Annotated in this window: 22 protein-coding genes, 2 pseudogenes and 1 riboswitch; of the genes and pseudogenes, 3 read left to right on the top strand and 21 right to left on the bottom strand. The window is 39.3% G+C overall.

The genetic code is table 11. The annotated features are described in order from the left end of the window. Nucleotides 1-43: 43 nt before the first annotated feature. From AC1VNJ_RS02205 to AC1VNJ_RS02145, 13 genes are all read right to left on the bottom strand, one after another. Entirely contained in the window at nucleotides 44-694 is a 651-nt protein-coding gene (locus tag AC1VNJ_RS02205) for a SpoIIIAH-like family protein (RefSeq protein WP_482640280.1), read from the bottom strand. A 7-nt stretch (nucleotides 695-701) separates the two neighbouring features. After that, entirely contained in the window at nucleotides 702-1364 is a 663-nt protein-coding gene (gene spoIIIAG, locus AC1VNJ_RS02200) for a stage III sporulation protein AG (RefSeq protein WP_028411595.1), read from the bottom strand. Continuing rightward, a complete protein-coding gene (spoIIIAF, locus tag AC1VNJ_RS02195; protein WP_224980536.1) occupies nucleotides 1361-1990 on the bottom strand; it encodes a stage III sporulation protein AF in 630 nt (209 codons plus the stop codon). Before spoIIIAF ends, spoIIIAG begins: the two co-directional genes overlap by 4 nt. Next, complete coding sequence (spoIIIAE, locus tag AC1VNJ_RS02190) at nucleotides 1987-3171, bottom strand: stage III sporulation protein AE (RefSeq protein ID WP_013059149.1); 1185 nt, start codon at nucleotides 3169-3171, stop codon at nucleotides 1987-1989. The genes spoIIIAF and spoIIIAE overlap by 4 nt, the downstream gene beginning before the upstream one ends. Nucleotides 3172-3195: 24 nt before the next feature. After that, complete coding sequence (gene spoIIIAD, locus AC1VNJ_RS02185; protein WP_013059150.1) at nucleotides 3196-3579, bottom strand: stage III sporulation protein AD; 384 nt, start codon at nucleotides 3577-3579, stop codon at nucleotides 3196-3198. 20 nt (nucleotides 3580-3599) lie between these two features. Further along, nucleotides 3600-3806 carry a stage III sporulation protein AC gene (gene spoIIIAC, locus AC1VNJ_RS02180; RefSeq protein ID WP_013059151.1) on the bottom strand — a complete coding sequence of 69 codons (207 nt, stop codon included), beginning with the start codon at nucleotides 3804-3806 and terminating at the stop codon, nucleotides 3600-3602. A gap of 19 nt (nucleotides 3807-3825) precedes the next feature. Further along, nucleotides 3826-4338 carry a stage III sporulation protein SpoIIIAB gene (gene spoIIIAB, locus AC1VNJ_RS02175; RefSeq protein ID WP_028411597.1) on the bottom strand — a complete coding sequence of 171 codons (513 nt, stop codon included), beginning with the start codon at nucleotides 4336-4338 and terminating at the stop codon, nucleotides 3826-3828. A 6-nt stretch (nucleotides 4339-4344) separates the two neighbouring features. Further along, a complete protein-coding gene (gene spoIIIAA, locus AC1VNJ_RS02170) occupies nucleotides 4345-5292 on the bottom strand; it encodes a stage III sporulation protein AA (RefSeq protein WP_482640279.1) in 948 nt (315 codons plus the stop codon). 65 nt (nucleotides 5293-5357) lie between these two features. After that, nucleotides 5358-5639: a YqhV family protein gene (locus tag AC1VNJ_RS02165; protein WP_028411599.1), complete on the bottom strand. Its 282-nt coding sequence runs from the start codon at nucleotides 5637-5639 to the stop codon at nucleotides 5358-5360. 138 nt (nucleotides 5640-5777) lie between these two features. Further along, nucleotides 5778-6335 (bottom strand): elongation factor P, encoded by a 558-nt coding sequence (gene efp / locus AC1VNJ_RS02160; protein ID WP_013059155.1) that lies wholly within the window; start codon nucleotides 6333-6335, stop codon nucleotides 5778-5780. 19 nt (nucleotides 6336-6354) lie between these two features. Beyond that, nucleotides 6355-7413, bottom strand: a complete 1059-nt coding sequence (locus AC1VNJ_RS02155) for a M24 family metallopeptidase (protein ID WP_063248523.1) — start codon at nucleotides 7411-7413, stop codon at nucleotides 6355-6357. Between the two features lies 1 nt (nucleotide 7414). Next, entirely contained in the window at nucleotides 7415-7852 is a 438-nt protein-coding gene (gene aroQ, locus AC1VNJ_RS02150; RefSeq protein WP_013059157.1) for a type II 3-dehydroquinate dehydratase, read from the bottom strand. Nucleotides 7853-7973: 121 nt separating this feature from the next. Further along, nucleotides 7974-8510: a YqhR family membrane protein gene (locus AC1VNJ_RS02145; protein ID WP_028411601.1), complete on the bottom strand. Its 537-nt coding sequence runs from the start codon at nucleotides 8508-8510 to the stop codon at nucleotides 7974-7976. A gap of 313 nt (nucleotides 8511-8823) precedes the next feature. Here AC1VNJ_RS02145 and AC1VNJ_RS02140 point away from each other — a divergent pair, with 313 nt between their 5' ends. Both AC1VNJ_RS02140 and AC1VNJ_RS02135 read left to right on the top strand, forming a co-directional pair. Further along, nucleotides 8824-9780 (top strand): DUF1385 domain-containing protein, encoded by a 957-nt coding sequence (locus AC1VNJ_RS02140; RefSeq protein WP_014458240.1) that lies wholly within the window; start codon nucleotides 8824-8826, stop codon nucleotides 9778-9780. A 48-nt stretch (nucleotides 9781-9828) separates the two neighbouring features. After that, complete coding sequence (locus AC1VNJ_RS02135; protein ID WP_013059160.1) at nucleotides 9829-10227, top strand: SA1362 family protein; 399 nt, start codon at nucleotides 9829-9831, stop codon at nucleotides 10225-10227. Between the two features lie 30 nt (nucleotides 10228-10257). On the opposite strand, the gene AC1VNJ_RS02130 is transcribed toward AC1VNJ_RS02135, so the two are convergent. The 5 genes and pseudogenes from AC1VNJ_RS02130 to AC1VNJ_RS02110 form a co-directional block, all read right to left on the bottom strand. Next, nucleotides 10258-11139: a patatin-like phospholipase family protein gene (locus tag AC1VNJ_RS02130; protein WP_028411603.1), complete on the bottom strand. Its 882-nt coding sequence runs from the start codon at nucleotides 11137-11139 to the stop codon at nucleotides 10258-10260. 102 nt (nucleotides 11140-11241) lie between these two features. After that, nucleotides 11242-11673, bottom strand: a complete 432-nt coding sequence (gene mntR, locus AC1VNJ_RS02125) for a transcriptional regulator MntR (protein WP_013085004.1) — start codon at nucleotides 11671-11673, stop codon at nucleotides 11242-11244. A 285-nt stretch (nucleotides 11674-11958) separates the two neighbouring features. Further along, nucleotides 11959-13737, bottom strand: a pseudogene (locus tag AC1VNJ_RS02120) (vitamin B12-dependent ribonucleotide reductase); the annotation flags it as partial. A 372-nt stretch (nucleotides 13738-14109) separates the two neighbouring features. Then, nucleotides 14110-14898, bottom strand: a pseudogene (locus AC1VNJ_RS02115) (ribonucleotide reductase N-terminal alpha domain-containing protein); the annotation flags it as partial. A 312-nt stretch (nucleotides 14899-15210) separates the two neighbouring features. Next, the gene (locus AC1VNJ_RS02110; protein WP_013085005.1) at nucleotides 15211-16044 is read right to left on the bottom strand and encodes a lipoate--protein ligase family protein; all 834 of its coding nucleotides are present in this window, start codon (nucleotides 16042-16044) and stop codon (nucleotides 15211-15213) included. Between the two features lie 230 nt (nucleotides 16045-16274). Between AC1VNJ_RS02110 and AC1VNJ_RS02105 the strand changes: the two genes are divergently transcribed. Then, on the top strand, nucleotides 16275-16658 hold the full coding sequence (locus AC1VNJ_RS02105; protein ID WP_049166196.1) for a rhodanese-like domain-containing protein: 384 nt from the start codon (nucleotides 16275-16277) through the stop codon (nucleotides 16656-16658). A 44-nt stretch (nucleotides 16659-16702) separates the two neighbouring features. Here the strand turns inward: AC1VNJ_RS02105 and gcvPB are convergent, their stop codons facing one another. Genes gcvPB through gcvT form a run of 3 tightly spaced genes read right to left on the bottom strand, consistent with a single transcriptional unit; the run spans nucleotide 16703 to nucleotide 20641 of the window. Further along, on the bottom strand, nucleotides 16703-18181 hold the full coding sequence (gene gcvPB, locus AC1VNJ_RS02100; protein WP_028411605.1) for an aminomethyl-transferring glycine dehydrogenase subunit GcvPB: 1479 nt from the start codon (nucleotides 18179-18181) through the stop codon (nucleotides 16703-16705). Continuing rightward, entirely contained in the window at nucleotides 18174-19520 is a 1347-nt protein-coding gene (gcvPA, locus tag AC1VNJ_RS02095; protein WP_033579704.1) for an aminomethyl-transferring glycine dehydrogenase subunit GcvPA, read from the bottom strand. Before gcvPA ends, gcvPB begins: the two co-directional genes overlap by 8 nt. 20 nt (nucleotides 19521-19540) lie before the next feature. Then, on the bottom strand, nucleotides 19541-20641 hold the full coding sequence (gene gcvT / locus AC1VNJ_RS02090) for a glycine cleavage system aminomethyltransferase GcvT (protein WP_049166198.1): 1101 nt from the start codon (nucleotides 20639-20641) through the stop codon (nucleotides 19541-19543). Nucleotides 20642-20853: 212 nt separating this feature from the next. Further along, nucleotides 20854-20946, bottom strand: a riboswitch (glycine riboswitch). Nucleotides 20947-21126: the final 180 nt, after the last annotated feature.

The raw sequence follows: 21126 nt of genomic DNA, 5'->3' as shown, positions 1-21126 counted from the left end.
AACAACCTCAATTTGCGGCTGTTTTACACTTCTTTTATTCCCTTTATTTAGTTGGCTGAAACTCTACCGCTACTTCTTTTGGACCCATTTCTTTTTTGACTAGCTGAATGATTTGATTGGCTTTTGTTTTTGAGTGTTTTTCTGTCTTAACGGTAATTTGCACTTGTTTTCCATCTGCTCTTACTAGCGCGTCGCTGTATCCTTTTGCTTTAATTAATGTTTCCAGCGTTGCTTCTTTTTCCCCGAGCTTTGATAATTCATCGATTTTATCCATCGCTTTGCTTACTTCTGCAGGCGTTACATTTTTTGATGCCGCTACTTCCTGATACTCTTCTTTCATCTGACTTCTTTCATCATTTAATTCCAAGCGGAGCGCCGTAAATAGCTCGTCGCTATCTGTGCTTGATACAACCGCTGATTCTTTTGCATTTTTAGCCGTTTCCTTTTTTACATCTTCTGCTGAGCCTTCGGTTTTTGAATCTTCTTTTGTTCCTGATTTCTCATCTGCCTGTTGTTTTGTATCTTCTGCAGGAGCCTTGTCATCAGCCTGTTTTTCGCTTTGTTTTTCATTGTCTACTAGCGCAACATTACTCTGAGGATTTTCTGGCGTTGTCATATAGTACACCGATAACACAACAACTAAACTTAACATTGTTAATAACCAAACCGTTTGCTTTTTTAATAACATATTCATTTCCCCCTCATCCTTTTTTCGCTAATACTGCTACTCTATGACTTGGTATATCGAGCGCTCTTGTCACGGCTTCAATAATAGATTTCTTTACCTCGATATTATCAGCTCCTTTAGCGACAACTAACACACCTCTGACTTTTGGCTTTTCGGTTTTGACTACAACAGGCTTTTCTTGTTCTCCACTTCTTACAATGACCAGCTGTTCATCTGTTGAGGAATCTTCAACTTTACGAGTCCCTCCTTCACGGTCCGTCTCGTTGGTCGTTTGCGATTTTGTCACGCTGTTTTTTTCATATATTTTGGATTCTGTTGCATCTAGGTTCACAATTACTTTTACCTTACTTACGCCTCTAACTTGATCTAAAATATCTTTCAATTCTTCCTCATACCGCTCTTCATAACCTGTCATCGTTGTTGTCTTTTTGGAGCTAAAAGCAGGAATATCTTGTGATACGGGTGGTGCGCTGGTTTCTTTGCTTGCACTCTTTAATAATCCGCCTGAATTCATAGATGTTGTGAGTGAGTTGCTAAATACCATAAAGATAACGCCTGCAGCTAGTAAAATACCTATATACATTAACTTTGAAGGTTTCTTCGTAGTTGATGACTGTTTAAGTGAAAAGAACCGCTGAAAAAATGATGGGTCACCTTTTTCTGGCTTTTGACTCATTTCGTGTCTCCCTCCTCCATATTCACAACAACTTGGCCTTGTTTTACATCCCATTTTGCTGCTAAATAGTTGGATAATTTCTTGGATTCTGTTGGTTTGTTTGTTTCGATCGGTGTGGAGGTATCAATAGAAATAACTTTCACAGCTGAAACAACCTCGGAATCACCCGATGCTTTTTTACTTACGGCAACTGAAATGGATTTAATATTATCAGCGGTAGGTTCGTCGTTCGGCTTTTTTGTTTCAATGTGAATTCGATCAATTGCTACACCATACTGATCCATCAACTCCTCTTTTACATCTGCCTCCATTTGGACAGCCATTTGTTCTAAAATATATGCACGTTGTGAAGCTTGTATTTCTTTTTTCTGATTTTCTATTGAATTTTCTACCTGTTGATCGGATCGAATAGATGATAAGCTAAGTGATTTCAGCATTTGATTAACATCCACTTTAAAAATTTGAAAAACGGGTGTAATAATAATCAGCATCAAAAGAAGTCCAACCACCAGCTTCGTATACTTTTGAAAACTAGAATTGGGCAACAGTAAATTAATAATGGTAGCTAATAAGATAAAAAGAACGATATTCGTAATCCACGTCGTTAAGGCCTGCAATTTCTTCACCTCACCATCATTGTGACGTTGCTCGCTGTAATGATGACCGTTAAACATAAGAAAAACATAAGCGAGACAACAGCAAGCGCCGCAAAAATATAGATGACGCTTTTGCTGATAATGCTCAAGCAGGAAATAACCGGTCCTCCTCCAATGGGTTGAAGAAGAGCTGCTGCTAGCTTATAGATAAAAGCGAGCGTTAACACTTTAATAGCCGGAAATGCGACGATTAACAGTAAGACTGCTACTCCAGCAATCCCTACTGAATTCTTTAATAGAAGCGAGGCACTGATGACTGTATCAGCCGCATCTGTGAACACACGTCCTACAACAGGTATAAAGTTCCCTGTGACGAACTTTGCCGTTCGAATCGTAATACCGTCAGCAACAGCTGATGTGGCACCTTGGACGGATAGCACACCTAAAAAAACAGTTAGGAATATTCCAAGCACGCCAATGCTTATATTTCTCAACAGCTGAGCAAGCTGTGTAACCTTATGCTCATCTGAAATCGTACTCACAATGCTAAGCAGTGCTGAAAGAAAAAGCAGCGGCATCACTACGTATTGAATAAGCAAACCGCTGGTGTTCATTAAAAACAAAATCATCGGATGAAAAAAGGCTGCCGATACAACTCCTCCTGATGATGCCATTAAGGCAAGCAGCAGCGGCACCAGAGCTAAAATGAATTTGGTCATGGTCTCGATCGCTCCTGTTGCATAAGAAATAGCAATTTGAAAACTATTAAGAGCAATGATGATCAAAACCATATATACAAGCGCATACGCTACTTTACTTACGGTTTGCTGATTAAACGCACTTTGGAGCGTTTGCAAAAACACGCTAAAAACCGTTAGCATAATGAGTGTACCGAGGAGCTTTCCATTCGCTAATACTTCGTGAAATAAAAACTTTACAAGACCTCCTAGCCATTCTTTAAGAGAGAACTCTTTTTCTCCTTTTAAAAAATCGACTAAACTTCCCTTCTGACTCTCGGGTAAAAAGCCGCCGTATTGGGTAATAATATCGTCCCAAAACTGTTTGACTTCATCGATACCGAGCTTATCAATTTGTTCATTGACAAGTTCTTGCTGCTTCGGGGGTTCGGAAGCTTGTACATTTTCTGGAAAGAAAAAAAAGAGGAACAAAAGAAGAGCGAGTATATTCACTTTAAACGTCCACCGCTTCATTTCGTCACCTCATATTAAGTAAAATTAATTGGGCAGCATTGAAATAATCGTTTCAATAATGACCGTCAAAATAGGAATTGCCATGGAGAGAATCAGCACTTTTCCACCTAATTCAATTTTAGAAGCAATGGCACCTTGTCCTGCATCTTTCGTAATTTGAGCACCAAATTCGGCGATATAGGCAATACCAATGATTTTCAAAATGGTTTCCACATAAATCATGTTAACGTGAGCATTGATCGACAGCCGCTCGACCATCTTAATAATCTCGTAGATTTGATCAATTAAAAAAAGAAAGATCACGGATCCCACGAATACGACAAGTAAAAAAGCAATAGGTGATTTATGTTCTTTTAAAATGAGTGCCAAAAATGTCGCTACTAATCCTAAGCCCACAATTTGAAGCATTTCAATGGCAAATCACCCCTCTACCCTTGAAATAAAAAAACCGATTTGATTTTTTGAAATAAGTCCTCCACAATCGAAGCAACCATAAATAAAATATAAATAAAACCGATGAGGGTAACCCAATTCGCGTAATCTTTTTTTCCCATCTGTTCGAGTACGGTGACTAAAAAAGCTACGACGATACCAATCCCAGCAATCTGAAAAATGGTGTTCATATCAATTCCCACATTCAATCCTCCTCCATCGCTACATCAATAGGATGACCAGTAGCAATCCAGATAGAAAGCCTAAACTTTTAACCATTTTTTCATAGCGATTCTGCTTATCAACTGCATCTTGTTCTTCGCGTTCGAGATGGTTCAGCGTCAGCAAAATATGCTTTTGCTGCGAATAACGATCATGCTGACCAAGCGTTTCACCAAATTGTTTTAAGATTTCCAGTTCTCCTGTTTTAAGTGCGGTTTGTTTCCAAAATTGGTCCAACGTCTTTTCCCAAGCTTCCTTGACACTTTCAGTACCTTCTTTTAATTTCATTGAAAACTCACTAAATAAAGAAGCTAAAGGGTTAGGAAGCTGTAGAGATAACAAATGAGCAACTTCTTGAAGAGGCCGGTTGCTATACATAATTTCCGCTTCTAAGGACCGAAGAGCCGTTTTTAATTGCCTGAGCTGCCTAGGTCTTTCGCTAAGCTGCTTTGCAAACTCAAATCCAGTGTAAGTGGAAGCAAATAAGATAAAGATGGCACCAAACAGTTTCATACACCATCACCCTTTACTATTTTCAATAAGCGACTTTTCAGCGGTCAATTTCATGGAGTTATAATGCTCATCATAGATAGCCTGAAGTGTTCCAGGACCTCGGCTGTTCGATAGCACAACATACTTTTTAAATACGTGAAGTTTCATTAAAGCTTGCAAAGTGGGACGCTTCATTAAATCGTCAATGTCATACCCATGAACAGTCATAATGACACGAACACCAGCATTAACGGCTTCAAGTACGGCCTTACAATCTTCTTCACTTCCAACTTCATCCACGACCAGTACATCGGGACTCATGGAGCGAATCATCATCATCATGCCTTCAGCTTTCGGACAGCTATCTAATAAATCCATTCTAGATCCGAATGTATGCTGAGGAACCCCTTTAACAGCCCCAGCAATTTCTGATCGTTCATCTACAATCCCTACTTTAAACGGAGGAATCTTAGAGCGCTCTATGCCAGTGCTTATTACTCTGGCTAAATCACGAATCATGGTTGTTTTTCCTGTTTGAGGAGGTCCTATAATGACCGTACTTTGCCAATAGCGATTGTATAAAAAAGGAATAAGCTGATTCGAAATGCCAATCTTTTGTTTAGCAATCCGGATATTAAAGGATGATACATCACGAATCACACGAACCTGTCCATTTTCCGTTACAACTTTTCCCGCTAGTCCAACCCGGTGTCCGCCTTCAATGGTGACATATCCTTTTTTTAATTCTTCTTCAATCATATAAATCGAAAACTGGCTTAGTTTATTTAAGATAAATAAAGCATCTTCTGCACTTGGAAGATACGATTCGAAATAAGGCTGATTGTTGATTGTAAATTCGACAGGTCTTCCTATGCGCACTCGAATTTCTTCTAGCACATGAGAATGGTTTGTGACATAAAATTCAACAGTCTTTTTTAAATTAGGCGGAAAAATTGCAAGTATTTCGTTTAACATATTCATCCCCTCATATTTGAACTCACTTCAATGTATTATGAGCTTGACCATTTTATGCCTACCTTTTATTTAAAAACACCGATTAAAATGAAGAGCACTCCTATTACAATCATGATTAATTTTCCAAAAGATAATTGATCTGCTACGGACACTAAACCAATGGTGAAAGAACTCACCATTACAATCGGACCAACAAGCGCTAGCATTCCATTAATCATTAACGCTTTTTTCACATCATTGTTTGTGACAATTAAAATAGCGGCAATAAACTCAATAAATGAAGAAATAAATCGAAGGCACGCCATCGTTAATACCGTACCGTTTAAATGATCCAACCACTGCTTCATAAGCCCCTCCTATATCTCTGCGTTGTTTAGTACAACCTATGCAAAATAAGGAAGGGTTAGCACAAAAAAACACACAAAAAAGGCAGAGAATCATTCTCTGCCTTTTTCGTGTGTTTGCAGCTTGCTTACACGACCGAATTACGCGCGTGATACGTAGCTGCTGTCTGTTGTGTTAATAATTAATACGTCGCCTTCATTTACGAAGAAAGGAACGTTTACTGTTAAACCAGTTTCAACAGTTGCTGGTTTTGTACCGCCAGAAGCTGTGTCACCTTTAATACCAGGTTCAGTTTCTGTTACTTTAAGCTCAACTGTGTTTGGAAGTTCAACACCTAATGTCTCACCTTGATACATCATAATTGCGACTTCCATATTTTCTTTTAAGAATTTTAGCTCATATTCAATTGCACTCGCCGGAAGCTCTAATTGCTCATAAGACTGGTTGTCCATGAATACGTGCTGATCGCCGCTTGCATATAGATATTGCATTTTACGATTATCAATTTGAGCTTTTCCTACCTTTTCACCTGCACGGAACGTTTTTTCTTGCACAGCTCCTGTACGAAGGTTACGTAGTTTTGAGCGAACGAATGCAGCGCCTTTACCAGGCTTTACGTGTTGGAAATCCATTACACGCCAAATACCCCCGTCTACTTCTACTGTCAAACCTGTACGAAAATCATTTACTGAAATCATGAAGAAATCCTCCTACATTTTATAAAATAATGAACTCTTTTGATGAGTGCGATAATGCCTCATTACCTTCTGCTGTGACGACCGTATCATCTTCAATACGAACGCCCCCTAAGTCTGGTATGTAAATACCTGGTTCAACGGTTACAATCATACCTGGCTGCAGTACATCTGTAGATTTCACAGAAAGCGATGGGCCTTCGTGTACTTCTAACCCTACGCCGTGACCGGTCGAATGTCCAAAATACTGGCCGTATCCGTGTTCTGTAATATAATCACGCGTTAGCGCATCTGCTTCTTTACCCGTCATACCTGCTTTGATACCGTTCATTCCGTTAAGCTCTGCTTGCAGTACGACATTATAAATTTCTTTTAGCTTATCACTTACTTCACCGACGGCAAATGTTCGTGTGATATCTGAACAGTAACCATTATAGTATGCGCCAAAATCAAGCGTTACAAGTTCGCCTTTTTCAATTACTTTGTCAGAAGCAACACCATGCGGTAAAGCCCCGCGATGCCCTGAAGCAACAATTGTATCAAAAGATGAAGATGTTGCGCCTTGTTTTCTCATAAAGAACTCCAGTTCATTCGATACTTGAAGCTCTGTTAAACCAGGACGAACAAAGGTTAAAATATGTTCATATGCTGCATCTGCTATTTTTGCAGCTTCCTTTAATATCTTAATCTCTGAGTCACTCTTTATCAAGCGTAAGTTTTCGATTGCGCGCGAGATTGGAACAAGTTCCGCTCCGATATGCTTATCAAATAATTGATGCTGTCCATATGTAACATAATTCTGTTCAAAACCAAGCTTTTTAATTCCAAATTGTTTCACTACATTCGCTACTTCTTCTACAATAGGACCCTTGTGCTGAACGATATCAAAACCTTCTGTTTGACTAGTTGCTTGTTCAACATAACGAAAATCTGTTACAAATGCCGCTTTGTCTTCAGAAATGATAACGACACCAGCAGATCCTGTAAAATTGGTCATATAGCGTCTGTTATATTCACTTGTAACGACAACACCGTCTACATTCAACTTTGAAAACTGTTCGCGTAGTTTTTCGATTTTCATTTTATTTCCCCCTTAATTGTAAAAGTGCCTGCAGAGCAAGCTCGTATCCGTATAAACCTAACCCGACAATTTGACCATGCGTAACAGGTGCCGTCACCGAATGGTGGCGAAACTCTTCACGCTTATGTACGTTCGAAATATGCACTTCAATAACAGGAACAGATATACTGGCAATCGCATCTCGAATGGCATAACTGTAGTGAGTAAAAGCACCAGGATTGATCATAATCCCATCAAACTTCTCATCCGCTTCGTGAATCCAGTCGATAATTACACCTTCGTGATTAGACTGTACGCACTCAACTTCTACCCCATGGTCTCTGCCTGCTCGCTGAAGCTTCTCTTCAAGATTTTGAAGATTATCTGTCCCATATACCGCTGGTTCGCGTACGCCTAAACGGTTTAAATTAGGACCGTTTATTACTAAAATCTTATTCATCTTATTTCAACACTCTCCCCTACTACGCACCCTTTATGCAGCTCACTTGTGTGAATTTACACTTTATTTTTCTTTTTAAATCATTATATAGAATATATTAGCATACGTTGGAACATTCACACTACTTATTCGCCGTTTGAAAATCTGTAGATTCATCTTTTGTTTGAAGCTCTGCCGCTTCAAAAGAAATGGAATATCCGATGAATACACCATATAAAATATAAATACAGAGGGATGAAATAATTGTGTTAGCTGGAAGCTCTCCAATTGTTTTCAAGTTAGGAAAGAGCGGATTCAAAACAACGAATACGATTGCCCACCATAATAAGCCGTAAGCAAAACCTATCCAAATTGTTTTAAACTTCTTTAATAGGACGTAGTATAACAACCCGACAACAATAGATAATACCCCTATGAGAAAAATACTGACGATAACACCTATTCCTTTATCCTTCCAATCACCTAATGCCCACGGATCTAAAAGCATATTTGGATTGATAACACTAAAGCTAAACAGATAATTTAAATAGCCAATAAAGCTCCAGAAAACCCCTCCAAAAAAGGAAATAAAGATGGCTTTAAATAAAAAAGATATTTCCTGTTTATGCGTAGGTTGGTTATCCTGTTTTTTTTCATGCTGTTCTTTAGGTTCTGACATATTAATCACCTCTTGATGTAGTATGAACTTTTTTCTCATTTCCTACCGACTCATTTCTAAGTTTTTACGTTTATTACTCTTCCTATACGCAAGAAGGGCGCCTGATATCGCAGAGACATTTTAAAACTACTTCGCACAGAGTTTCATAAACAAATTTTATAAATGAAAGGAAAAAAATTCATATGAAGGGTGTGGAGATGAAAAATATTGGCTAAACTAGATAACATGCATCCGCCTAGAGGTTTATTTGATTTTGCTGTAGAATATAAAATACTAAGAAGTCTAGTCTAGTTAAGTTAGGTTGGTGCCTGAAATGTCTAAATTACAAAAACCTGCGTATGGTGGTCAAGCCGTTATAGAAGGTGTCATGTTCGGTGGCAAACGTATGATGGTGACGGCTATTCGCCGCAAAGATCAATCTATTGATTATTTTCATTCAAAAAGAAAATCAAATTCCGTACTCACTGCTTTAAAAAAAATTCCTTTTTTACGAGGAATTGCTGCTATTGTTGAAGCCAGTGCAAACGGTACGCAGCACTTGAACTTTTCCTCTGAACGCTATGACGTGAATCCAGAAGATGATGCTCAAGTAGCAGCAGAACAACAAAAAGAGAAAAAAGAATCAAAACTATCTTTAATATTTGGCGTTGCAACTATTGGTGTAATATCCTTTCTTTTCGGGAAAGTACTATTTACATTGATTCCTGTGTTTTTAGCACAATTGACACGTCCTGTTTTCACTTCAAGTGTAGCTCAAGTTTTTATTGAAGGAGTATTTAAACTATTATTGCTCCTTGGCTATATTTATGTGATTTCACAAACGCCACTTATTAAACGGGTGTTTCAATATCATGGAGCAGAACACAAGGTCATTAATGCATATGAAAACAATGCTGAACTTACGGTAGAAGCCGTTCAAGCACAATCTCGACTTCATTATCGCTGCGGAAGTAGCTTTATCCTCTTTACCGTAGTTGTAGGAATGTTTGTCTACCTACTAGTTCCAACGGATCCTCTTTGGTTACGAATTGTGGATCGCCTTGCATTAATTCCAGTTGTCCTTGGTTTATCATTTGAAGTGTTACAGTTAACCAATAAAGTTCGTCATGTCCCTCTTCTTCGCTTTTTAGGTTATCCCGGTTTATGGCTTCAGCTTTTAACAACCAAAGAACCAAAAGATGATCAAGTTGAAGTTGCGATTGCTTCATTTAAAGAACTTTTACGCGTTGAAAATGAACTTTCTTCTACCACTGACGAACAAGTTGTCTAATCCACACCGTTTTGCTTTCTTTTTTTACTATTTTAGGAGGTGAACAAAATGAGACGTCCATTCGTGAAACCACTTGTATATGGTCTAATCGGGTTAGGAGTCATTGGCTTTGCATTTACGTTGATTACAGATCCAGCTGTTTTATTACGTCAAGCAGGTTATATTTTTCTGTTTATCATTTTGTTTTACTTAGTTTATCGGTTTATTCTCCGCCCTTCTCAGACAAAAGGTCAAGATAGAGGCTATGTGCGCGCAGTAAAGCAATCGAAACTGCGTCAAAAAGAAAAAGAGCGAGGAAGCAACAAAGTTGATATGCATACGTACCGAAGCTCAAATAAGCGCCCGGTATCCAAATCAACGAAACCGCTAAAGAAAAAGAAAAACAACTCACACTTGACCGTCATCGAAGGTAAAAAAGGAAAAAAGAAAAATAGAGCATTCTTTTAAAAAAACAAGGAGAAAAGCCTCCTTGTTTTTTTAATAGCACCATTTTTTCAAAAATGCCCTTGTACGCTTTTTGCCAAACGCAATCAGCTCTTCCTTCCGTTCTTCTGTGAGGGTAAATTCTGTCGCAAAAACTTGATTAACAGGTAAAAAGATAATATTTTTTTCGTGACGTTTTGAAATATGTCTTGCATCGTGCGCATCTTTCATCGTCTCAAAAAGCGCACTGAATAAACCAACGGCATTTTTAATTTTATTCCGTTCTCTCTCTTCGTCCTTCGGACTCAGCTTCACACCAATTACCGGTCGTTTCTTCAAACTTTTATCATCATCAAATAAAAAAATTGGAAAGTTGCTTAACACTCCCCCGTCGACTATTAAACTGCTTGGAGTAGATTTTAATTTAACCGGCTCAAAAAAATATGGAATGCTGCAGCTCATCCGAACGGCTCTTGCTACAGAAAAACGATTCGGATCAATGTGATATTTAGGCAAATCATCTGGAAGAACAAGCATCGTACTGTTGGTCAAATCTGACGCAATAATACGCAGCGACTGATCAGGCAAATCAGCAAATGTACGAATTCCTCTGCTCCGCAACTTCTCAGCAATCCACTTTTCAAGCCTTTCTCCTTTATATAATCCCATTTTCCAATATAAAAACAGCCATTTTGTCAAGCTCGATGGTAAAAAGGACATTCTTTGATCTAGGAAAGAAGATAACTCAATTTCATTCATCATTTCAACGATTTCTTCACTTGTATAACCAGCTGCTACAAATGCACAAATAATGGAACCCGCACTCGTTCCCGCTAACCGCCGAAAAATAAAGCCTTTTTCTTCTAGAGCTTGTAACGCACCAATCAGTGCAAGCCCTTTAATACCGCCACCTGAAAATACTCCGTCGACGTACACAGCCTCTCCTCCAAACTACCTACTCTACATTTGTAGTCGACTCAGCAACAAGTTATGATAAAAAGAAAAAAAGCAGTGACGCTATTGGCCGCTGCTTTTTCCTTATAATTTTTGCTCTTCTTCATTTCGTTTTTGTACATTGCGAAGATCTTGAATACGGTTATGATTTTCTTCAAAGTATTGAACTAAGTCCCCAATTCGATCAATGGAATTCCAGCTTAAATGATGTTCAATTCCTTCTACGTCATCATAAATATTCTTCTCATCCACGCCAATGATTCGCAATAGCTGCTCTAAGAGCTCGTGGCGATAAACAAGACGTTTTCCAATCTTCTGTCCCTTAGCTGTTAAAACAAGGCCTCGATATTTTTCATAAATTAAGTACTCATCTTTGTCTAGTTTTTGAACCATCTTTGTTACAGATGAGGGGTGAACCGCCAATGCATCAGCAATATCAGACACTCGAGCGTATCCTTTATCTTCAATTAGCATATATATTTGTTCAATATAATCTTCCATACTCGGTGTAGGCATGAAATCTCCCCCAATTAATATTATGTATTACTAATAATAAATCATAAATGTCTGTTTCTTATAGTGATATCGTGTTCATGTTTGATAATCTATGTGAAAAAAACGTGTAAATAAAGCGATGTCATAAGATAAAACTGGATAAAAGACATTCAATCAAAATCATACTACAATGCTTATTCAAATACAAGAACCGTTCGTTCCCGCTTCTTATTTATGCCCCATTTTCATACATAATAAAAGCCGACTCACTTGAGTCAGCTTTTACTAGTCAATCATGATTAAAAATTAAAGGCCGCATTTCAGCTGTGCACCACAGTTTGTACATGTGTTGCATCCGCCCATTTCCTCTACCGTTCCTTGACGGCAAACCGGACAAGTATTGCCTACTTCAGAACCGATTGTTACATCAGTTGAACGAATTTCGTTAATTGTATCAACTAACACCACGTGCGGTTTTGTTTCTTCTTTTGGCGCTTCAATTTCTTCATCAAATGTATTTTCTTCTGCTTTTAGCGTTAAGACTTGTGCATCACGGCTTCCGTCTACGTACACTGTACCGCCTTTTGCTCCGCCTTTATACAGACGCTCGTACACTTTTTGAACTTGCTCTACCGTGTAACCACGAGGAGCGTTTACTGTTTTACTAATTGAACTGTCAATCCAGCGCTGAATCACACATTGCACGTCCGCGTGAGCTTGTGGTGCAAGTTCCATAGCTGAAATGAACCATTCAGGAAGGTTGTTTGGATCTGCTTCTGGATGCTGATCTAAATACTCTTGAACGATATCAGCTTTTACTTCAATAAATTTACCTAAACGGCCGCTTCGGAAGTATGAGAATGAGAAATAAGGTTCAAGACCCGTTGATACTCCAACCATTGTTCCAGTACTGCCTGTTGGCGCTACTGTTAATAAATGAGAGTTTCGGATACCGTGCTCTTTAATGTTTTCACGAATATCTTCAGGCATTTTTTTCATGAAGCCTGTATTTGTAAATGCTTCACGTAAAGAAGCCGTTTCAGCATCTGTTTCGCCCACTAAGAACGGGAAGCTTCCTTTTTCTTTTCCAAGCTCTACAGACGCGCGGTAAGCCGTCGTGGCAATTGTTTCAAACACTTTATCTACTAACTCATTGCCTTTGTCAGAGCCGTATTCTGTTTCACAATAAATAAGAAGATCGTGAAGACCCATTACACCAAGACCAACGCGGCGTTCGCCAAGCGCTTGCTTTTGGTTCTCTTCTAAGAAATAAGGAGTTGCATCAATAACGTTATCTTGCATTCTAACGCCAGTTTCAACCGTTTGACGTAGCTTTTCAAAGTTAACTGTTTTTGTTTCTTTATCTGCCATTTGCGCTAAGTTAACAGCAGCTAAGTTACAAACAGAGAATGGTGCAAGTGGTTGTTCACCACATGGATTCGTTGCAACAACGTGCTGACCATATGCTTGAGCATTTGTCATGTCATTGGCATTGTCAAAGAAGAAAATGCCTGGTTCAGCTGAGTACGTTGCACAAATATTAATTAGGTTCCATAGCTCTTTTGCACGGATAGTACGGTACGTACGAACTTTGTTTCCTTGTTTTGCCCACTCGCGCACGTCGCCTACTTCGTGCCAGTTTTCATTGTAGTTAGCCATTTCTTCTTTTGAATAGCTTTCTACGTCTGGGAAGCGAAGTTCGTATTCACCGTCGTTTTCAACAGCATCCATAAAATCTTTTGTTAAGCATACAGAAATGTTTGCTCCTGTTAAAAACTCTGAGTTATGAACGCTGTACGTTCCGCCAGTTTGCAGCTTTTCTTCTGCATCTTTAATGATTTTTTCACTGAACCCACCAAGACCAGGAATTTGTTTATAGTTAATGATTCCTTGGTACATTGCTTCTTCAGACTCTGTTAGCGGCGTGAACTTCAATTTATCTTGCGCGTGCTTTTTAATCATTTCGTCATTTGTGTTTTCAATTAAGAAACGTAAAATGCGAGGGTTTTGCATTTTAGAAATAATAAACTCTACAATGTCAGGATGCCAGTCGGCAAGCATGATCATTTGTGCCCCCAATTTGTTACTCTTCGTTAAGAAGGGTACGGTCATTTCTGCCGTACTCTTACACTTTCATGTAAGATCAGACTATATCATCAAAGAAGAAAATCCCTTTGTCTCGTGCCCCATAGCGACGTTGCCGTTTGCTATGGTTTACTCCTTCCTTTGCTTCCATCATAACACCTACTTTATTCACTAAAGTTTTATTGCATTAGAACTTTTAGGAAGTTTCAATAGTCGTTGAACCTTTATCTTCGTTTCCAAAGACACTTGGCTGCTGATTGCCCAATCTTTCCTCTTTTCTAACCATCACGCTCATCGTTGCCGATCACGTTGTGGTGAAGAAAGCTCTAAGGGTGTTCCAGCAATTCACGAGATTACGTCGCCGGTTTGTTAACGACGCGACCCACCTTGCTCAACAAGATGCGTCAGTTTAGCAATATCATCCAACCATGAAACCGAACCAGATGATTTGCCGTTTACACCGCGAGCCAGCGTGTTGCGCGGGCGAAGAGTTGAACCATTCGTTCCAACACCGCCTCCGCGGCTCATGATTTCCATTACTTGTTTGCGGTGTTCTGAAATACCTTCACGTGAATCTTTTACATAAGGCATTACGTAACAGTTAAAGTACGTTACGTCCGTGTCAGCACCTGCACCGTAAAGAACGCGGCCAGCTGGTACAAAGTTTAGCTGAACAAGCTCTTGATAGAACTTTTCAAACCACTCTTTGCGCTTTTCTTCTGTTTTTTCCACAGAAGCTAAGCCTGTTGCATTACGTTTTGCAATTTGCTCATAGAAGACCTCTAGAGGTTTTTCAATGACATCTAAAGAACGAATAATTAACCCATTTTCTGCTTCTTCAGGTGATAAAGCTCCTCTAAACTCATCTTCTACCTTGACAACAGCGGTTTTTTGCTCAAAATTAATGCTTTCCACATAGCCAAGTCCTCGTGCTGGAAATTTTGGGTCTTCCTTTACAGTTAGAACAACAAAATCTCCTTCTGATAACGTTAATTTTTCCGTATCTTTAAACGCATAGCGGTCTAACATTACCAATCTTGAAACACCTTTATGAGTTAACTTCATATCCGGTGTAATCGGATGTACTTGCGGAAAGCGTTCAATATCTGAATTGAGCTTTTCAACATTCATATTCACTTTTTGATTTAACAAAACAGTCATTCTCACAACTCCTTACCTATCGAACATCTATAAATTTATTAACTCTATTTCCTTTTAAAGGAAATAGAGTTTTTCAATCAACTATCAATAACTTACCACACGGCTTGGACGAATTCAATATATAGTATTTGACACTTCTCCAAACATCTACATATAGAAGGGTGTCAAGTGAAATATTTTTTTTTTCGTAAAAAAAGTGTTTGACTTTTCTTCCGTATGTATTCTATTAGCCAAGCATTGTTTCTAAAAATTCCAATAAAAAGTGCAACTTATAAGAAGTTGCACTTTTATCTATTTACCATCCGCATTCGTTTAGCGCTTAAAGTTCCATTCATCCGATCCGTACTTTGTGCGCGCTAGTTCTTCTACATATGCTTCCTCTTCTTCAGATAGTGTATACGGTTCTAAATCGATATCAAGAGCAGAAGCAAATCCTTTATAAAACGCTTCTTTTGCTTCTTCGATAGAAATTTTGCGGCCCGCAATTGCATTGATGGCTACCGCTTTAGAACGAAATGCGCGCTGCATTCTTTCTTTCACGCGGTCATTTGGATAATTAAACACGCTGAATAATTTATCTTCATCAATCTCTAACAGAATAGAGCCGTGCTGTAGAATAACTCCTTTTTGTCTAGTTTGGGCACTTCCAGCAATTTTGCGGCCCTCTACAACAAGTTCATACCAAGAAGGAGCATCAAAGCACACGGACGAACGAGGGTTTTTTAAGCTATTTTTTTCTTCTTCTGAACGAGGAATAGCAAAATAAGCCTCGAGCCCTAACGAACGAAATCCTTCCAGTAAACCTTCAGAGATGACGCGATATGCCTCTGTAACTGTCTTAGGCATATTAGGATACTCTTCAGATACAATGACGCTGTAAGTAAGCTCTTCATCATGAAGCACGCCCCTGCCGCCCGTTGGACGTCTCACAAAGCCTAATCCTAATTCTTTTACTTTATCAAAGTTAATTTCTTTTTCAGCTTTTTGAAAATAACCGATCGACAGCGTTGGAGGGTTCCATCCGTAAAAACGAATCGTAGGTGGAATTTCTCCTTTACTATGCCATTCTAATAACGCTTCATCTAACGCCATATTGTAATAAGGCGAACGGTTGTTGGAATCAATAAATCTCCACTTTGCTTTCATCTACCTCATCCTCAGCTATATGTAATATAAAAAATAAATCCGTTTTTTAGTCTACCAAAAGATTGAGCTAAGGAAAAGCAAAGAGCAACATAAAACTGCGAATTCAAATGTGGTAGTTTTTTCATTTTCGGGAAGAAATCCGCTAGATTCAAGGCAAAATCGCTTTACTTCTAATTTCATTCACTTATATAATAAGAGTATGGATTTTGTCGAAGAAAGGAAGAATCAGCATGTCACCAATTACAGCAGTACTCATTTTACTTGGAGTAATCATCATATACTCTGTCGTTATGTTCTTTATCCAACGTCGCATTATGAAAACGTTAACTGAAGAAGAATTCCGCAGCGGCTACCGCAAGGCACAGCTAGTTGATATTCGCGAACCGAATGAATTCGAAAACGGACATATTTTAGGCGCACGAAATATTCCTCTTTCACAGTTCCGTATGCGCATTAAAGAATTTCGTCCGGATCAGCCTGTGTACATCTATTGTCAAAGCGGAATGCGCACAGGACGTGCAGCACAAATGCTTCGTCGCCACGGTGTTAAAGAAATCTATGATTTAAAAGGCGGCTTCAAAATGTGGAACGGTAAAGTAAAAAAGAAAAAATAATGGTATGTATATAGAAAAACCTCGCCTTTGGGCGAGGTTTTTTGTTAGACGTTTTGAACAGCCTGTTCTTTCTGATAGCGAAGAACTGGTTTTCTCGCTGCCAGCGTTTCATCAAGGCGCTTCACAACCGTTGTATGCGGAGCTTCCTGTACGAGTTCAGGCGTCTCTTCTGCTTCTTTTGCAATTTGAATCATCGCATCGATAAACGCATCTAGCGTTTCTTTCGACTCCGTTTCCGTTGGTTCGATCATCATGCACTCTTCTACGATAAGAGGAAAGTAGATAGTCGGCGGATGATAGCCAAAATCAAGCAGTCGTTTCGCGATATCCAATGTGCGCACGCCAAGCTTTTTCTGACGTTTTCCTGATAAAACAAATTCGTGCTTACAGTGACGGTCAAACGGCAGCTCATAGTGTTCTGCTAAACGACGCATCATATAGTTGGCATTTAGCACAGCGTTTTCCGTTACGGCTTTTAAGCCGTCTGGACCCATTGAACGAATATACGTATAAGCGCGAACGTTGATACCGAAGTTGCCGTAAAACGGCTTTACGCGTCCAATTGACTGAGGACGGTTATAGTCAAAGTGATAGCCTTGTTCTGTTTTCACAAGCACTGGTTTAGGCAGATACGGAATTAAATCTGCTTTTACCCCTACCGGACCGGAACCAGGACCGCCGCCTCCATGAGGACCTGTAAAGGTTTTATGAAGATTTAAATGAACAACGTCAAATCCCATATCTCCAGGACGAGCTTTGCTTAATACTGCGTTTAAATTTGCACCATCATAATAAAGCTTTCCACCTGCTGCGTGAACAATTTCAGCCATTTCTAAAATATCTTCTTCAAATAACCCTAGCGTATTTGGGTTTGTTAACATTAAAGCGGCTGTATCTTCTCCCACTACGCGGCGTAAATCCTCTAAGTCCACTAAACCATGTTCGTTTGATTTTACCGTTACCGTTTCAAATCCCGCAACTGTTGCCGAAGCAGGGTTCGTTCCGTGAGCTGAGTCTGGAACAATGACTTTTGTTCGCTGCGTCTCACCATTTGCTTCATGATAGGCACGAATCATCATAAGCCCGGTCCACTCGCCATGAGCACCCGCTGCTGGCTGAAGTGTTACTTCATCCATTCCCGTAATTTCTGTTAAATGCTCTTGTAAATCATATAAAAGTTCGAGAGCACCTTGAACCGTTTGCTCATCTTGAAGCGGATGAATATGCGCTAACCCAGCAATCCGTGCTGCTTGTTCATTCACTTTTGGATTATATTTCATCGTGCATGAACCAAGCGGATAAAACCCTGAGTCCACTCCGTGATTTCGTTTTGAAAGCGCGGTGTAATGACGCATAATATCGAGTTCTGATACTTCAGGAAGCTCAGGAGCTTCGGTACGGACATACGCTTTTCCAAGCAGCTCTTCAGCATTTACTTGCGGAACATCTAACTCCGGCAATGAATAGCCGATTCGCCCTTCTTTACTGCTTTCAAAAATAAGTGATTGATTTTGATTAAGCATGAAGATCCCCCAATTCATTTACAAGTTGGTCAATTTCCTCTTTTGTACGGAGTTCTGTAAAAGCAAGCAGCATGTGATTTTCAAGCGCTTGGTTATCACGGCTAAGATCATAACCGCCAATTATTTTTGATGCTAATAAATGATTGTTTGCTTCTGTTACCGAAACAGGAAGCTTCACGACTAATTCGTTAAAAAACGGTCCTTCAAATGCTACATTTACCCCTTTTGCCTTTAACGCTTCATATGCATAATGCGTTTTTGATAAGTTTTGCAGCGCCATTTCTTTTACACCTTGCTTGCCTAAAGCTGTCATGGCAACTGATGCCGCTAAAGCATTTAACGCTTGATTTGAACAAATGTTAGACGTCGCTTTATCACGGCGTATATGCTGCTCACGAGCTTGAAGGGTTAAAACAAACCCTCGCTTACCGTTTTCATCCACCGTTTGCCCTACTAATCGTCCTGGAATTTTCCGCATAAGCTTAGACGTAGTTGCAAAGTATCCGCAGTGCGGGCCTCCAAATTGACTTGGAATACCAAATGGCTGTGCATCTCCAATGACAATATCAGCTCCAAATTCTCCAGGAGGCGTAAGTAAACCTAATGATAAAGGATTGCTTGAAACCACAAACATACATTTTTCTTGATGAGTAATTTCTTCAATTTCTTTTAACGGCTCGATTTGTCCGTAGAAATTTGGATACTGGACAATAACAGCTGCCACGTCACTTCCCATCTCTTTTTCTAATGCAATCATATCTGTTACGCCGTCTGCTGCAGGGATTTCTACCACTTCAATGTATTGACCCTTCGCATACGTTTTTAACACATCTTTTGACTCAGGGTGAACGGCCGCAGAGACAAGTACTTTTTTCTTTTTCGTTTGACCCGCACTGAGCATAGCGGCTTCTGCTAAAGCAGTTCCTCCGTCATACATAGAAGAATTGGCCACGTCCATCCCCGTTAACTCACAAATCATTGTTTGAAATTCAAAGATGGCCTGAAGTTCTCCTTGAGAAATTTCCGGTTGATACGGAGTATAGGCCGTATAAAATTCCGAACGAGAAATAACATGATCAACAATAACCGGCATGTAATGATCATAAACTCCCGCTCCTAAAAAAGAAGAATATTCTTTCAAATGAGCATTTTTTGCAGCCATATTATTTAATTCTTTTAACAGCTGAGGCTCTGAAGCCGCTTTTTTAATATTGTATTCTCCTTGAAAACGAACGCGCTGCGGAATATCTGAAAATAAATCATCAACGGATGAAACACCAATTGCTGCTAACATTTGCTGCTGATCTTGTTCTGTCATTGGTAAATAGCGATGTAACATGTTAAATTCCTCCCCAAAGCTTACTTTGAACGTTTATAAAAAGGTGTTGAAACCACTTTTGCTTTTAAGCGTTTTTTCCGAACCTGCACTTCCACTTCTTGACCAAGCTCTGTATACTCTGCTGATAATAGCGCTAGACCGATGTTTTTCTTTAATGTCGGTGACTGTGTACCTGTTGTCACAAATCCAATTTGTTCTTCATCTGCAAATACTTCGTAACCGTGTCTTGGTATACCTTTATCAATCATTTCAATTCCTACCAGCTTACGAGGTGCCCCGCTTTCACGCTGTTCTTTTAACACTTCTTTTCCAATAAAGCTATCTTTGTTCGTTTTTACTGCAAATCCAATTCGAGCTTCAATGGGCGTAATATCTTTTGAAAGCTCTTGGCCATATAAAGCCAAAGTAGCTTCAAAACGAAGCGTATCGCGAGCGCCTAGTCCGCAAGGCAACACACCGTCCTCACTTCCTGCTTCTAAAATAGCCGTCCACAAGTGAGAGGCGTCAGCTGAAGAACAATAAATTTCAAAACCATCTTCTCCGGTATATCCAGTACGTGAAACGAGAGCTTTTACATTCGCTACTTCTACATCATCAGCAAATGTAAATGGCTTTAATGAAGCTAAATTTTTATTCGTTAACGTTTGTAAAACTTTTTCTGCTAAAGGACCTTGTAATGCTAGCTGCGCAGTTTCATCAGATTGATTAACGAGCGTTACATCTCCTTGTTTGTGAGACACAAGCCACTCATAGTCTTTTTGAATATTAGCAGCGTTTACGACCAGCAAATACTCTTGATCTGCTTTTTTGTAAATCAGCAAATCATCTACCGTGCCTCCGTCTTCATAACACATAGCCGTATACTGCGCTTTTCCATCTACAAGGGTAGAAACGTCATTTGTCATCGTATGCTGAAGAAAAGCTAAGCTATCAGCTCCTGTCACAAGAATTTCTCCCATATGAGAGACATCAAAAAGACCTGCCTTTGTACGTACAGCTTCATGCTCTTCTTTAATAGAAGAAAATTGAACGGGAAGAGCCCATCCTCCAAAATCAATTGTTTTGGCACCATATTTTTGATAGGTATCATAAAGCGGCGTTTTGTGTAATTCTGTTGTCATATTTATGTCCTCCTCTTTTTCACGTGAAACTTTTCATAACGGGGAGTTTTCAAATAGTGTGGGGATCACTATGTATCCAAACAAAAAAGGACAGAAAACCCCCTACTGTATTTAGTAGGAAGTCTCTGTCCTTTTCACCTGAAAGTTTACCTATAAACGAATAGGTTTGCCTCGTGGGTGGTCTATAAACGCATAGACACTCTCCAGAGCTGCGTCAAACAAGAGTCTTTTTGCCTGAGAGATTCACAATTTTATTGCTTGCTCCTTCGGCGCTACATTCAAGTAGTCTCTCCCCGTGTCGTCATTCGCTTCTATAAAGTTGGTAAAGTTGGGCATACTACTGAAAGATGTATCTTTCTTTATTCACACAATCATTTGTAAAGTGCTAATCTATTTTCTTTTTCAAATTTTCTAAATATATTTTTATCCTACCTGATTCTTATCATTTGTTCAATAAAAATTTTTTACAAAGGAGCATTTTTATC

This window comes from Priestia sp. 3CA3 (assembly GCF_056836725.1).
This window is presented reverse-complemented; position numbering and strand designations above follow the sequence as displayed.